This window comes from Lacticaseibacillus hegangensis, from assembly GCF_003946465.1.
Classification (GTDB): Bacteria; Bacillota; Bacilli; order Lactobacillales; family Lactobacillaceae; genus Lacticaseibacillus; species Lacticaseibacillus hegangensis.
Genome location: NZ_RHOL01000004.1, coordinates 40385 through 54221 on the forward strand (window position 1 = coordinate 40385; position 13837 = coordinate 54221).

The following is a 13837-nucleotide window of genomic DNA, read 5'->3' on the forward strand; positions in this document are numbered from 1 at the left end:
AAAGCTTATTCAGGATACCATATTTTGGGCAAGGCGCGCAAAACTGCCTCACCAAACAAAAAGCCAAAGCCAGTTGGCCTTGGCTTTTCTCACGGACAGACGGTTACTTCTTGTCGTCGTTGACGTCCTTGTACTCGCCATCGAAGGTCTTGCCGTCGTCGCCCTTGTCAGCAGTGCCGGTGCTGCCGGCTGCGCCGCTGCCCTGGGCATCAGCGCCGCCCTTAGCCTGCTGCTCTTTTTGCGCCTGCTCGTACAGCTTGACGGTCAGATCCTGCACGATCTTGTTCAAGTCGTCGCGCTTGGTCTTCATGTCTTCGATGTTGTTTTCTTGCTGGGCCTTCTTGAGGGCGTCTTCTGCATCCTGCGCCTTCTTGATCTCATCGTCGGAGACTTTGCCCTTAAGATCCTTCAGGGTCTTGTCGGTCTGGAAGATCAGCTGGTCAACATCGTTCTTGAGGTCGACTTCTTCCTTGCGCTTCTTGTCGGCTTCCTCGTTTTCCTTGGCTTCCTTCATCATGCGATCGATTTCTTCGTCGGACAGGCCTGACGAACTCTTGATCGTGATGTTCTGAGACTTGCCAGTTCCAAGATCCTTCGCGGAAACCTGCACGATGCCGTTCTTGTCGATGTCGAATTTGACTTCGATCTGAGGAACGCCCCGTGGGGCCGCCGGAATGTCAGTCAGCTGGAAGCGGCCAAGCGTCTTGTTGTCCGCAGCCATCGGCCGCTCGCCTTGCAGGACATGAATGTCAACGGCCGGCTGGTTGTCAGCCGCAGTCGAGAAGACCTGGCTCTTGGAGGTTGGAATCGTGGTGTTGCGGTCGATCAGCTTGGTGAACACGCCGCCCATCGTTTCGATCCCCAGAGACAATGGGGTGACATCGAGCAGGACAACGTCTTTGACGTCACCGGAAATGACACCGCCCTGAATGGCAGCGCCAAGGGCAACGGCTTCATCAGGGTTGATGCTGTGGTCTGGTTCCTTGCCGGTCCACTCTTTGACCGCGTCTTGAACGGCCGGAATCCGGGTCGACCCACCATTGAGGATGACCTTGTCGATGTCTGAGTTAGACAAGCCGGCATCCTTCATCGCGTTATCCACTGGAACCTTGGTCTTGGCAACCAGGTCGGCCGTCATTTGGTCAAACTGGGCACGCGTCAGTGTCCGCTCCAAGTGCAGCGGGCCATTGGCACCGGCAGAAATGAAGGGCAGGGAAATCTGCGTCTGGGAAACGCCAGACAGATCCTTCTTCGCCTTTTCAGCGGCATCCTTCAGGCGCTGCATCGCCATCTTATCCTTGGACAAGTCGATGTTGTTGTCTTTCTTAAACTCACTAACCAGCCAGTCGATGATCTTGTTATCAAAATCATCACCGCCAAGATGCGTATCCCCGTTCGTTGACAGCACTTCAAACACGCCGTCGCCGAGTTGCAGGATGGAAACATCAAACGTCCCACCGCCAAGGTCGTAAACCAGGACCTTTTCGTCCTTGTCGCCTTTGTCCAGGCCATAGGCCAGAGCGGACGCAGTTGGTTCGTTGACGATCCGGGAAACGTTCAGACCCGCGATCTTGCCGGCATCCTTGGTGGCCTGACGCTGCGAGTCGTTGAAGTAAGCCGGTACGGTGATGACCGCGTCGGTCACTTCTTCGCCCAAGTAATCTTCAGAGAACTTCTTGATGTACTGCAGGATCATCGCAGAAATTTCCTGCGGCGTGTATTCCTTGTCGCCGACCTTGACCTTGTAGCCGGCCTCGCCCATGTGACGCTTGATTGAGGTGATGGTGTCTGGGTTGGTGATGGCTTGCCGCTTGGCGACTTCGCCGACTTGAATCTCGCCGTCTTTAAACGCGACGACAGATGGTGTGGTGCGGTTGCCTTCCGGGTTGGTGATGATCTTTGGCTGGCCGCCTTCGAGCACGGCGACCGCGGAGTTGGTAGTCCCTAAGTCGATCCCAATAACTTTACTCATAGTAAAATCCCTTCTTTTAACAGTTTTGATTAACTAATTTGCAACGACGACCATCGCTGGCCGCAGGACCCGGTCCTTGAGCTTGTAACCCTTTTGCAGGACCTGAACCACGGTATCCTTCGCGTGGTCCTTATCCGCCGGCACGGTTTGCACCGCCTGCTGCAGGTTCGGATCAAACTTCCCGGTCACCGTGATCTCCGTCACGCCGTTCTCTTTGAGAGCGTTGTCGAGGTGGCTGTACACCATCTCGACCCCCTTCTTCAAAGACTGCGCGGCATCGTCCGTGACCTCGGTGGCCAGCGCGCGCTCCAGGTTATCCAGCACTGGGAGCACCGCAGTGGCCAACTTTTGCCCGTCATACTTGGCCATGTCCTCGCGCTCCTTGTTGAAACGTTTGTTCATGTTGTTGATCTCGGCAGCGGCGCGCAGGTACTTATCCTCGAGCTCGTCGCGGTCCTTTTTCAGGGCTTCAACATCCACGCCAGAGTCGCTGACTTCTTCCTCGAGGTCGTCCTTCATCTCTGCCTCGATTTCATCGCGCAGACTTGGCTGCTGCTTGGCCGCTTTTGGTTTGGCCTCAGGTTTTGGTTCAGCCTTGGCTGCAGCTTGCTTTGCGGGTTGCGCTTTCTTGGTTTGCTTTTCTGTCAAATTCATGCCTCCTGTCACTGATCAAAATGATTGTAGTAATCGGTCAGCCGTTTTGCGAGTTCTTCGCGGAAGGCATCGAGCAAACCGATCATCTTCGAGTACGGCATCTGGGTCGGCCCGATCAGGGCGATCATCCCAGTCCCGTGCTCGCCGACTGAGTAGTTCGCGGTCAATAGGCTCAGATTCTCAAGCACATCCGGCGTCAGCTCCGAGCCCAGCTTGACCTTGATATGGGAATCGTGAAGCGGGCCAAGCAACGTATTGAACGCCTGGCGCTGGCTGCCTTGATCATTATCCATCATGGCTAACAGCCGCTTGAGCTGATCCACATCCGAGTCGCCCAGGTAATCCATGAGATTCAGACGCCCGCCCACATAAAAGCGTTCCTCAGCCGCCTTGCGAAGCACATTGCCGAAGAGGTCCAGGAACCCGTCCGGGCTGGTCATGTACTTGAACAGCAGACCCGGCACTTCTGATTGAAGCTTTTGGGCGACTTCGCCGAGCGATAAGCCGACCAGCTCATCGTTGATGATGCGAATCGCCTTCTCCACTTCGTCAGAGCCGACTTCCGGAGGCAGCGTGAACAGCTGACTTTCAACGTTGCCATTGCTCGTGACCAAAATCGCCATCACCTGATGATTGCCCAGTGGCACCAACCGAAACCCCGTGAGTTTTAAGTTGGTGACCTCAGGCCCCAAGGTGATTGCGGTGTAGTTTGTGAGGTTCGACAAAATGCGCGCACTTTGGGCGACAATTTCATCGATCTTGTAAAAATGCCCCCCGAAGCCCTGCTGAATCGCAGCAATCTCGTTGGGCGTGACCGCGGCTGGCTCGACGAGGTTGTCCAAGTAGAAACGGTAACCCTTAGTCGATGGGACGCGGCCAGAACTGCTATGCGTCTTTCTGATCAGACCCTCGTCTTCCAGCGCCGCCATGTCGTTGCGGATCGTTGCCGAACTGACATGCACCGGCAACTGCGCCATCAACGCTTTGGAACCGACCGGCTGGCCGGTTTCGGTGTAGGAGCGAATGATCTGCTTCAAGACGAGTAGTTGGCGTTTCGTCAACATAATCCCACCTTCTTTTAGCACTAAAACCATTTGAGTGCTAAGTACAATACTTAATATACCAATGGCCGTTAGCAATGTCAACCTACGTCTGCTAATTTCGCCGTTTTCACGAAAAAATCGGCCCCAGGACTGAGACCGATAAACGTTTTTCTGAAAACCGGGGCTGCCGCAAGGCGTTAAACCAGCGGATCATCCAGCAAAAACTGCTGAAAGACTTCGTTGCCGAGAAACTGCCCCTGGTTCGTCAGGCGCACAGCATCCCCATCGACAGTGAGCAGCTGCTGGTCGCTCAGGTCCTTCAACAGCTGGCCGTACACCTCATTGATGGTCATGTGGTAGCGCTTTGCAAACCGTTTCTGAGACACCCCTTCACGCGTCCGCAGCCCGAGGAACATCTCCTCTTCGATTTGCTCTTCCAGCGGCACCAGGTGATGCTCGATCACCGGCACCTTGTGGTCGTGGAGCGGGTCAAGGTACTGCTTGATCGGCCCGAAATTGTGGTACCGATCGCGGCCGACGTAACCAAAGGCCCCGGCGCCAAACCCGAAGTAATGCTCGTTGCGCCAGTACAGCAAGTTGTGCTGGCACTGGTAACCGGGTTTGGCAAAATTAGAAATCTCGTACTGGTGGCGCCCGGTACTTTCCATCAGGTCGATCGCGTCCTGGTACATGTCGGCTTCCGCGTCCTGATTCGGCAGCTGCAGCCGCCCGGAGCGCATCAGGTTATAGAAAATCGTCTTTTTTTCCAAAATCAGGGAATACGTCGAATAATGCGGCAGATCAAGTGCCAAGGCTTTGTGCAGGCTCGCCAAAAAGTCCTCGCGCGTCTGCTTGGGCAGCCGAAAAATCAGGTCGATGGAAATATTGTCAAACCCCACTGCCCGCGCATTGGCAATTGCCTGGTAGACATCGGCGACCCGGTGCGTGCGCCCAATCGCCTTTAAAATGGCGTCGTTAAACGACTGCACCCCAATTGATAGGCGGTTGACCCCATTTTCATGCAGCGCGCGCAGCTTATCCTTTTCGAGCAAATCGTTGGGGTTCGCTTCGAAGGTGAACTCGCCGTGGTCGAAATGCAGCTCGCGGCGAATGCCGGAGATCAAGCGCTCCAGCTGCACCGGCGTCAGCGTGGTCGGCGTGCCGCCGCCAACGTACACGGTTTCGATTTTTTCATCGGGATGACTGGCCATCACCAGGTGCATCTCGCGAATCAGCATGTCGACGTAATCGTCCACCGGCTGACCTTCGATGAAGACCTTGTTGAAATTGCAGTAGTAACAAATGTGAGAGCAGAAGGGAATATGCACATAAGCCCCAGCCATCAATCCGTCAGCCCTTTCAAAAACGCCTTGGCGTCCTTTTCGTCCTGGGCAAGCTGGGCAACCAGCCCCGCCGCCGAATCAAACATCATGTCCCCGCGCAGGCGGTGCACCCACTCGACGCGCACCGGCGCATCATAAATATCCTGGTGGAAATCAAACAGGTTGACCTCCACCGTCACCGGGCGCCCCGGGCCAAAGGTGATGTTGCGGCCGACCGACGCCATCCCCGGGTACCACTGGCCGTTGACCTGCAGGCGCACCGTGTACACGGCAATGCCGGGGATGCGCTCTTCGGCCGGCGCCTGGACGTTTGCGGTCGGGTAGCCAATCGTGCGACCGCGCGCCTCGCCGTGCACCACCGTGCCGCTGGTTTGATAGCGATAACCCAGCAAGTGGTTTGCCAGATCCACATCGCCAAGGTCTAGCGCCTCGCGAATCCGCGTCGAGGAAACCTTTTCGCCGGCATCAACCGTCTTGGGCACCGTAATGATTTCAAACCGCTCCTGAGCGTACTGCGGCAGTGTCTTCATGTTGGCGATATCGCGTTTGCCGTACGTGTAGTCGAAGCCAGCGACCACGACCGCGGCATTCAGGCCAACGAGGTACTGGTCGACAAAGGCCTGGGGCGAAAGTTTTGAAAACGCCGGGGTAAAGTGGATGAAGTACAGCAGATCAACGCCAAAATGCGCCATCAGTTCACTCTTCCGCGGCCGCGGGGACAGGTATTTGACTGAACTGGCCGGCACGCCGCGGTAAATCACCGCCGGGTGCACATCAAACGTCATGACCGCAAGCTTCAGGCCGCGTTTATCAGCCTCTGCCCGCGCGCGGCCAATCACCGCCTGATGGCCCAGGTGAACGCCGTCGAAAAACCCCAACGCCAGCACGATGGGCTGGCTGGGAACTGCTGCCGCCGCAAGCGGCGGGTGAATATCGATCACTTGCATAATTATCTCCTCATCAACCTTGGCCAATGCCGGCATTAGCCAAGAACATCATGGCAGGCCGAAACTCGGCCGCCTCTTTGCGGTACAGCGCCTTAAAGACGCCTTGATACGTCAGGCCGATTTCATCAGTCGCGGCAGTGCTTAGCGGCAAGCCGCGCCCATTTTTGACCGCGTCCCACTGGCTGGCCGAAAGCGCCATCAGCGGCAGGTCCGGAAAAGCGAATTCGATGGGCCGCAAATGAGCGGCCGCAGCTGCCGGGGCGGTGTCGCGCGTCAACTGCCGTAAATCAAGCGTGTCGCTGAGTCTGAACCCGCCGCTTTGAATCCGCGTCAGCTGCGCCATCACGGCCGGCACCTTCAGCGCCCGGCCGGCATCCACCGCAAGGGTGCGAATGTACGTCCCCTTTGAGACCTTGGCTTCAAACGTGAAGTCCTGCGTCCCCCTTGCCGCATCAAACGTGCTGGGCGCAGTCCGCTTAAATTCGTAAACGTGAACTTGGCGAGTCGGCCGCTCGACGGTTTCGCCGTTTCTGGCGTACTGGTAGAGCTTGCGCCCGTTGACCTTAACCGCCGAGTACATCGGCGGCGTCTGCGTGATCTCGCCGGTCAACGTTAACAGCGCGGCGTCGATCTGTGCATCAGTAAACGGGGCCGTTAAGGTCACGCGGGACACCTCAGCCCCTTCGAGGTCCTCAGTTTCCGTCGCAAAGCCGAGCGTCGCTTTGCCCGTGTAGGTTTTGCCCAGCGCCATCAGCGCCGGCACGGCCTTCGTCGCCGCCCCCAGCGCGATTGGCAAAACGCCATCGACGCTGGGGTCAAGCGTGCCCGAATGCCCCACCTTTTTCATTTGCAACAAGTAGCGGAGTTTGCTGACCACATCGGCCGAAGTCATACCCGTCGGCTTGTATACTGGTAAAATCCCATCCATGTCAAAATCCTCGCTTCTGCTGTTGGCCGTGGGCCGCGCGCCGCTGGTGAACCAGCCAGGTGATCAGGAAGGCCAACGCCACGATCAGTGAAAAGGCCCAGTTCGGCACCTCGATGCCAATTTGCGGCAGACTGAGCGCCAGCTTCACCGCGATGATGAAAATCAGCGCGTAAGCCATCACTTCCAGCTCGGGCACCTTAGTGATGAAGTCGGTGATGATCTGGGCGACAAACCGCATCGCCAAAATACCTAGGCACCCGCCAATCAGCACAATCACCGGATTATTGTCGATGGCCAGCGCGGCCAGGATCGAATCGACGGAAAACACAATATCGAGCGCCTCAATTGAGGCCACGGTGCGCCAAAAATGGGTCTGCTTCGGCTTGGCTAAGGTCTTTGGCTGCGGCCCGTCCTTGGGGTGGCGCTGCTCGTAGAAGAAATGCAGCGACATCCACACCAGGTATGCCGCCCCTAGCGCCTTGACGCCCCAGAAGTTCATGAGGTACGTGCCCAGGCCGATCGCGATGAACCGGAACAGATACGCCCCCCACATGCCGTAAATCAGCGCGTGATGCTGGTCTTTTTTGTCTGGCAACGACTTGGTCTGCGCGGCCAGCACGACCGCATTATCCACCGACAGCAGGCATTCCAGCAGCGCCAGCGTCAGAATTGTGACCCAGCCCTGGGTAGTCATCACCGCCTGGTGCCAGTCACTCGCTTCAAAAAAGGGTAAGTACAATTTCTCGATCAGACTCACGTCGCCACCGCCTTATTTTTACTATTATACATTTCCTCTGGCACCGTTGCACCCGCAGCGTAAGCCAGCTTGGGTTCAACCGGAGTTGGGTTCCGGGGTCGCAACTCCCGAATGATTAGCTACGCCCGAGGCCTCGCCGCCAAACAACGGCGGCAAAACCTCGGCTATGATCAGACTGTTGCCGTTTACGGCGTACAATCTGACATACCTAGCGGCTAATCATCGGGCTAAAACCGCGACCCCGACACACCTTGCATAATTGGGCTCCAGGGTCGCAACGCCCGAATGATTAGCTACGCCCGAGGCCTCGCCGCCAAAGAACGGCGGCAATGCCTCGGGCTATGATCAGACTGTTGCCGTGTACGGCGTACAGTCTGACATGCGTAGCGGCTAATCATCGGGCTAAAACCGCGACCCCGACACACCTTACAAAAAACGGCCCACCATCGCTGGTGGGCCGCACAGCCTTTACTCAAGGCCTTCGTGTTTCACTTCGTTGAGCAGCTCGTCGATGTGAGCGCCGTATTGAACCGAGGTATCCTGCTTGAACGTCAAGGTTGGCACCTTGAAGAGCTTGATACGTTGGCCGACCTCACTGCGGATGAGCCCTTTGGCCTTATCCAGCCCAGTTTGGGCGTCGGTGAGGGCCTTGGGATCGTCAGAGAGAATGCTGAAGTAGACAGTGGCCTCTTGGAGGTCGCCAGTCAACTTCACGCCGGTGATCGTGACTGCCCGAACCCGCGGGTCGTTGACATCTTTCAACAAAATGTCATCGATTTCACGCTGGATCTGGGTCTCCACGCGGCCTATGCGATGTTTCATGTGTGCCTCTTCAGATGGCCTGAGGTTACTTGACCGGAACCTCTTCCATCGTGTACGCCTCGATCTGATCATCGACCTTGATGTCGTTGTAACCATCGATGGTCAAACCGAGTTCAAAGCCCTGACGGACTTCCTTCACGTCATCCTTGAACCGGCGCAAGGAGCCCAGTTCGCCTTCGTACTTCACGATGCCGTCGCGGATCAGGCGGACCTTGGAGTCGCGGCGAATGAAGCCGCTGTCGACGTAGCCGCCGACCACCGTCCCAATCTTGGACACCGGAATGGTCTCGCGCACAGTGATGTTGCCGGTGACCTTCTCTTCGTAAGTCGGTTCCAGCATCCCCTTCATCGCAGACTCGACTTCCTCGATGGCCTTGTAGATGACGCGGTGCAAGCGGATATCCACATCATCGGCATCGGCCTGAGCCTTCGCTTGCGGCGTTGGCCGCACGTTGAAGCCAATGATGACCGCGTTGGAAGCAGAAGCCAAGGTGACATCACTTTCGTTGATCGCCCCAACGGCTTGGTGAATGATGTTCACTCGTACGCCCTTGACCTCGATCTTCTTCAAGCTGCCGGCCAGCGCTTCGACCGAACCCTGCACATCCGCCTTGATGATGATGTCAACTTCTTTGAGTTGGCCTTCCTTCATGGTTTCAAACAGGTTGTCGAGGGTGACGTGATGCGTCTGTTGACGTTCCTGTTCTTGTGCCTGTTGGGCCCGCTTTTCGCCGGCCGCGCGGGCGGTTTTTTCATCGTCAAAGACGACAAACTTGTCCGCCGACTGCGGCACGTCGTTCAAACCGGTAATCTCAACTGGCATCGCTGGCACAGCATCCTTGACGTGGCGGCCATGATCGTTGGTCATGGTCCGCACGCGGCCAAAGGTGTGGCCGACGACGATCGGGTCGCCGACGTGCAGGGTGCCTTCCTGGACCAGCACCGTAGCAACAGGGCCACGGCCTTTGTCCAGACGGGCTTCAATGACGGTCCCGATGGCCTTTTGGTCAGGGTTAGCCTTGAGCTCCAGTACGTCCGCTTCCAGCAAAATCATTTCCAGCAGCTCGTCGATGTTCTTGCCGAACTTGGCGGAGATGTTGACGAAGATGGTGTCACCACCGTAGTCTTCAGGAACCAGATCGTACTTCATCAGCTCTTCGGTGACGCGCTGTGGATTTGCACCCGGCTTATCAATCTTGTTGATGGCAACGATCATCGGCGCGTTCGCCGCCTTGGCGTGATTAATGGCCTCAATAGTCTGAGGCATGACCCCGTCATCGGCCGCAACCACCAGCACAATGATATCGGTGATATCCGCGCCACGCGCCCGCATGTTGGTGAAGGCCGCGTGCCCTGGGGTGTCCAGGAACGTAATCAGACGATCCTTGAGCTTCACTTGGTAAGCCCCGATGTGCTGTGTAATCCCGCCTGCTTCGCCTTCGGTCACATGCGTGTGACGCAGGCGGTCAAGCAAGGTGGTTTTACCATGGTCAACGTGGCCCATGATGGTGACCACTGGTGGCCGCGGCGTCTGGGTATCCTTGTTGGTGACTTCAGCGTTGTACATCTTGTCGAGGTCGGTAATATCTTCCTCAACCTTTTGTTCGGCGTCAATGCCGTAATCGGTGGCGACCAGTTCAATGGTGTCCTTGTCGAGGCTCTGGTTTTGGTTAACCATCACACCCAACATGAACAGCTTCTTGATGATCTCGGCTGGCTCGCGGTGCAGGATCTTGCCCAGATCCTGGGCGTTCATTCCAACAGTGTAGATGAGTTTTTCTGGCAATGGCCGCTCCTTGCGCTGTGGCATTTCTTTCTTGGGTTGCGTCTGCTGTCTGCGCTTGTTCTTCTTGTTGCGCCGATTCGAGTTACCAAATCCGCCGCGGTTATTGTTGTAACCGCCGCGGCTGTTGCGGAAGTTGTTGCGGCCGCGATTGTCGTTGCTGCTGTGATCCGCAGTGCGCCGATTGTCATTTGGCTTTGCCGGCTTTTCAGCGGCAGGCGGCACTGGGGCCGTATAGGCGGCCGCGATTGGCTTTTCCTCGGCGACTTTTTCGAGCGCCTTTTCGGTTTCGCGCTTGGCTGCAGCCTTCGCCTTGTCCTGCTGGCGCTTTTCTTCCAGCTGCTTGATAAACTTCTCGTCGTTGCCAGCCACTGGCCGCGGATTCCCATTGGCCTGAGTCCGGCGACCGGCACGCGGCATTGGGCTAGCGCTGGTCTGGTTCAAGAAGCGATCCCCGCCGCGCCGGTTGTCGTTGCGGTTGTTGCCGCTGCGCCGGTTATCGTTGCGGTTATCAGTCGAGCGGTTGTTGTAACCGCCGCGATTGTCATTTGGCCGGTTGCTGCCGCGATTGCCTGCCGGCTGCTGCCCGGCGGGTTGACCTTGGCCGCCCCGGTTGTCGTTGCGGTTAAAGCGGCCACCGCGGGCATTAGCCTGGGTGTTGTGCGGCCGGCGAATCGCGGACTTGGAGATCAGGGTCTTGCCATCTGCCGTCTTTTGCGGCATGTGGTGAGTCCCTGGCACCTTCTTTGCGTCTGCTGACTGATCAACGGCTGGCTTAGCGCTCGCTGCTGGCTTGGCAGTTGGCTTAGATTCAGCGCTGGCTTCAGACTTGGCCTCAGCTTTAGCTGCAGGCTTTTCGGCTGGCTTGGTCGCAGGTGTTTCAGCAGCGGCCTTGGCTGCCGGCTTCGCCTCGGCTTTCGCCTTTGCGGCAGGTTTTGCCGCCTTGGCGGACTGACCCTTCAGCGCGGACTTCAAAGCAGCTTCCTGCTGATCGTCCAACGTTGACATGTGGTTCTTGAGCTCGATGCCCTGAGCTTTGGCCGCGTCGATCACGGTTTTACTCGGGATGCCGAGCGTTTTGGCAAATTCATAAACTCGTTGTTTGCCCATTTCTTCACGCTCCCTGTCTATTCATTAGGTGAGCAGCTTGACCAGCTTCTCTGCAAAGCCGCGATCTTGCACCGCGATCACGGACCGCTTACGGCCGATCGCAGAACTCAGCTCCAGGCTCGTCAAGTTTAAGTTGACTGGGACCTGGTAGAAGCTGCCTTTATCGGAAAACTTTTTTCTGGTGTTCGCTGAGGCGTCAGCGGCGACGAGGACCAGCTTGGCACTCTGGTCCCGAATCGCCGCCAGCACAAAGCCTTCACCGGCCGTTAGCCGGTTGGCCCGTTGCGCCAGCCCCAGCAAGTTTAGCGCTTGCTGCTTTTTCATGCCTGGTCGCCGAACAGCTCTTGGCGAGCCTTCTGGTGGTCGACGTAGGCGTACAACTCATCGTAAAAACTATCGGCCACTTTGACGTCAAACGCTTTTTCGATGATGTGCTTGCTCTGGGCCTTCTTGACGGCCGCAGGATCCAGCGCCACGTACGCGCCGCGGCCCTGAGCTTTACCGGTGGGATCGATGGCAACGGTTTGATCCGCTTGCCGCACGATGCGCACCAGGGACTTTTTCGGAAACATTTCTCCCGACAGCAGGTCCTTGCGCATCGGGATCTTGCGCTTTTTCATGGCTGCCTCCTACTTGGTTTCGGCCGCGTCGTCTGCGGCTTTTGCATCTGAGTCCTCAGTTGCCGGCGCAGCGGCCGCCTCGTCTTCAGCCGGCGCGTCAGCACCAGACTGATCCGCCTGGGTCTCTTCGATTTGCTCGTCGTTTTCTTCAAGCTCGTCATCATCGACAAATTCAACGTCTGATTCGGCCTTGATGTCGATCTTGTAACCGGTGAGCTTGGCGGCAAGCCGGGCGTTTTGCCCTTTCTTGCCGATGGCCAAAGACAGCTGGTAGTCGGGCACGATGACCGTGCAGGACCGGTCGTTGTCTTCGTCGTTGAATTGAACGGCGATGACTTGCGCCGGGTTCAACGCGTTGGCGATGTAATCCACCGGGTCTTCCTCGTACTGCACAACGTCCATGTTCTCACCGGACAACTCATTGACCACGGCCTGGACGCGGGCGCCGCGAGGACCAACCGTGGTGCCGACCGGATCGACAGACGGGTTCGTCGAGCGCACCGCGATCTTGGTGCGATCGCCAGCCTCACGCGCGATCCCGGCGATTTCCACCGTGCCGTCGAAAATTTCTGGCACTTCCTGTTCAAACAGGCGCTTGACCAGCCCAGGATTGGTGCGGGAAACAAAGACCTGCGGGCCCTTGCTTGAGTTTTCAACCTTAGACACGAACACTTTGATGCGATCGTGGGGCTCGTACTGCTCGTTCGGCATCTGATCGCCGCGGCCCAGCACAGCCTCAATCTTGCCCAAGTTCACGTAAATGAACTTGTTATCGCGCCGCTCAACTTCGCCGGTCATGATCTCGTTTTCGTACTGAGAGTACTCATCGTAGATAATGCCGCGCTCGGCCTCACGCACCCGCTGCATAATGACCTGCTTAGCGGTTTGCGCCGCAATGCGGCCAAAGTCTTTCGGGGTGACCTCAAATTTGATCTTGTCACCGACCTCGTAAGCCTTGTTGATGGCCAACGCGTCCTTCAGACTGACTTCCAGCCGGGAGTCGAACACTTCTTCAGTGACTTCCTTGACCGCGTACACGTGGATATCGCCTTGGTCCTTGTCGAACTCGACGTCGACGTTTTGTGCCTGATCGTAATTACGCTTGTACGCCGAGGCCAGCGCGTCTTCAAGCGCCTCAATCACAACTTCTTTTTTGACGCCTTTTTCGGTCTCGAGGGCGTCAAGGGCTTCAATCATTTCCTTTGACATGTTGTTCCTTCCTTTGCCAGCGGGATTGCCGCTTAAAATTCGATGGCCAGGCGAGCGTTTGCGATCGTCTGGCGATCAAATGCCTGCTCGAACCTGCGCGCCTTATCCTTCAGCTCCAAGGTCAGGGTGTCGTCATCCAGCGCCTTCAAGGTGCCTTCGAACACTTTCTTACCGTTGAGCTTCGTGAACAAGGAAATATGAATGTATTCACCAACCGCGTTTTTAAAGTCCTGGTCAGTTTTCAGTGGCCGCTCGGCACCTGGTGAGGAAACCTCCAAGAAGTAGGCCTGCGGAATGGGATCAGGGTCCATGGCGTCCAATTTCTCAGACAAGGCCTCTGAGACCATCACACACTCGTTAAGCGTGATGCCACCCGGCTTATCAATGTAGACCCGCAAGTACCAGCTGCCGCCTTCCTTAACAAACTCGATATCGCTCAGGTCGAAATGGTTGGCTTCAAGGATCGGATCAACGATTTGTTTCACTGTCTCGACAACCGTGCTCAAGTCTTTCCCCCCTTTTAGGTTGTTGTGCTGGCGGCCAATTTGGCCCCCGTTACCTCTCCTAAGAAAAGGAGTGAGCATCTCTGCTCACTCCTCCTCAAAGGATTTAACTACTATGGATAATCTAGCATAAAACCCTTTCCAAT

12 protein-coding genes and 1 pseudogene are annotated in these 13837 nt (G+C 56.8%); all 13 read right to left on the reverse strand.

Annotated elements, in window-relative coordinates; all coding sequences use genetic code 11:
- Positions 1–103: 103 nt before the first annotated feature.
- The 13 genes and pseudogenes from dnaK to rimP all read right to left on the reverse strand — a co-directional run bounded on the left by dnaK (position 104) and on the right by rimP (position 13694).
- Entirely contained in the window at positions 104–1972 is a 1869-nt protein-coding gene (gene dnaK / locus EKM86_RS01520) for a molecular chaperone DnaK (RefSeq protein WP_125754747.1), read from the reverse strand.
- A 33-nt stretch (positions 1973–2005) separates the two neighbouring features.
- Entirely contained in the window at positions 2006–2620 is a 615-nt protein-coding gene (grpE, locus tag EKM86_RS01525) for a nucleotide exchange factor GrpE (protein ID WP_225419330.1), read from the reverse strand.
- A gap of 14 nt (positions 2621–2634) precedes the next feature.
- Positions 2635–3690 carry a heat-inducible transcriptional repressor HrcA gene (gene hrcA, locus EKM86_RS01530; protein WP_125754749.1) on the reverse strand — a complete coding sequence of 352 codons (1056 nt, stop codon included), beginning with the start codon at positions 3688–3690 and terminating at the stop codon, positions 2635–2637.
- Between the two features lie 176 nt (positions 3691–3866).
- On the reverse strand, positions 3867–5012 hold the full coding sequence (hemW, locus tag EKM86_RS01535; protein ID WP_125754750.1) for a radical SAM family heme chaperone HemW: 1146 nt from the start codon (positions 5010–5012) through the stop codon (positions 3867–3869).
- The gene (ribF, locus tag EKM86_RS01540; RefSeq protein ID WP_125754751.1) at positions 5012–5959 is read right to left on the reverse strand and encodes a riboflavin biosynthesis protein RibF; all 948 of its coding nucleotides are present in this window, start codon (positions 5957–5959) and stop codon (positions 5012–5014) included. Before ribF ends, hemW begins: the two co-directional genes overlap by 1 nt.
- A 13-nt stretch (positions 5960–5972) precedes the next feature.
- A complete protein-coding gene (gene truB, locus EKM86_RS01545; RefSeq protein WP_125754752.1) occupies positions 5973–6887 on the reverse strand; it encodes a tRNA pseudouridine(55) synthase TruB in 915 nt (304 codons plus the stop codon).
- 1 nt (position 6888) lies between these two features.
- Positions 6889–7644, reverse strand: coding sequence for a TerC family protein (locus EKM86_RS01550; protein ID WP_225419331.1), 756 nt, complete (start codon positions 7642–7644; stop codon positions 6889–6891).
- Positions 7645–8112: 468 nt separating this feature from the next.
- Positions 8113–8466 carry a 30S ribosome-binding factor RbfA gene (rbfA, locus tag EKM86_RS01555; RefSeq protein ID WP_125754753.1) on the reverse strand — a complete coding sequence of 118 codons (354 nt, stop codon included), beginning with the start codon at positions 8464–8466 and terminating at the stop codon, positions 8113–8115.
- A 25-nt stretch (positions 8467–8491) separates the two neighbouring features.
- Positions 8492–11359, reverse strand: a complete 2868-nt coding sequence (infB, locus tag EKM86_RS01560) for a translation initiation factor IF-2 (RefSeq protein WP_125754754.1) — start codon at positions 11357–11359, stop codon at positions 8492–8494.
- A gap of 24 nt (positions 11360–11383) precedes the next feature.
- A complete protein-coding gene (locus tag EKM86_RS01565; protein WP_125754755.1) occupies positions 11384–11683 on the reverse strand; it encodes a L7Ae/L30e/S12e/Gadd45 family ribosomal protein in 300 nt (99 codons plus the stop codon).
- A complete protein-coding gene (gene rnpM / locus EKM86_RS01570) occupies positions 11680–11979 on the reverse strand; it encodes an RNase P modulator RnpM (protein WP_125754756.1) in 300 nt (99 codons plus the stop codon). The genes EKM86_RS01565 and rnpM overlap by 4 nt, the downstream gene beginning before the upstream one ends.
- A 143-nt stretch (positions 11980–12122) precedes the next feature.
- A pseudogene (gene nusA / locus EKM86_RS01575) lies at positions 12123–13188 on the reverse strand (transcription termination factor NusA); the annotation flags it as partial.
- 32 nt (positions 13189–13220) lie between these two features.
- Complete coding sequence (gene rimP, locus EKM86_RS01580) at positions 13221–13694, reverse strand: ribosome maturation factor RimP (RefSeq protein ID WP_164506123.1); 474 nt, start codon at positions 13692–13694, stop codon at positions 13221–13223.
- Positions 13695–13837 lie beyond the last annotated feature (143 nt).

Bases quoted from the DNA above. Each gene is read 5' to 3' on its own strand.
- rbfA (WP_125754753.1), bottom strand. From the start codon at position 8,466: ATGAAACATCGCATAGGCCGCGTGGAGACCCAGATCCAGCGTGAAATC.
- hrcA (WP_125754749.1), bottom strand. From the start codon at position 3,690: ATGTTGACGAAACGCCAACTACTCGTCTTGAAGCAGATCATTCGCTCC.
- dnaK (WP_125754747.1), bottom strand. From the start codon at position 1,972: ATGAGTAAAGTTATTGGGATCGACTTAGGGACTACCAACTCCGCGGTC.
- hemW (WP_125754750.1), bottom strand. From the start codon at position 5,012: ATGGCTGGGGCTTATGTGCATATTCCCTTCTGCTCTCACATTTGTTAC.
- rnpM (WP_125754756.1), bottom strand. From the start codon at position 11,979: ATGAAAAAGCGCAAGATCCCGATGCGCAAGGACCTGCTGTCGGGAGAA.
- infB (WP_125754754.1), bottom strand. From the start codon at position 11,359: ATGGGCAAACAACGAGTTTATGAATTTGCCAAAACGCTCGGCATCCCG.
- ribF (WP_125754751.1), bottom strand. From the start codon at position 5,959: ATGCAAGTGATCGATATTCACCCGCCGCTTGCGGCGGCAGCAGTTCCC.
- truB (WP_125754752.1), bottom strand. From the start codon at position 6,887: ATGGATGGGATTTTACCAGTATACAAGCCGACGGGTATGACTTCGGCC.
- EKM86_RS01565 (WP_125754755.1), bottom strand. From the start codon at position 11,683: ATGAAAAAGCAGCAAGCGCTAAACTTGCTGGGGCTGGCGCAACGGGCC.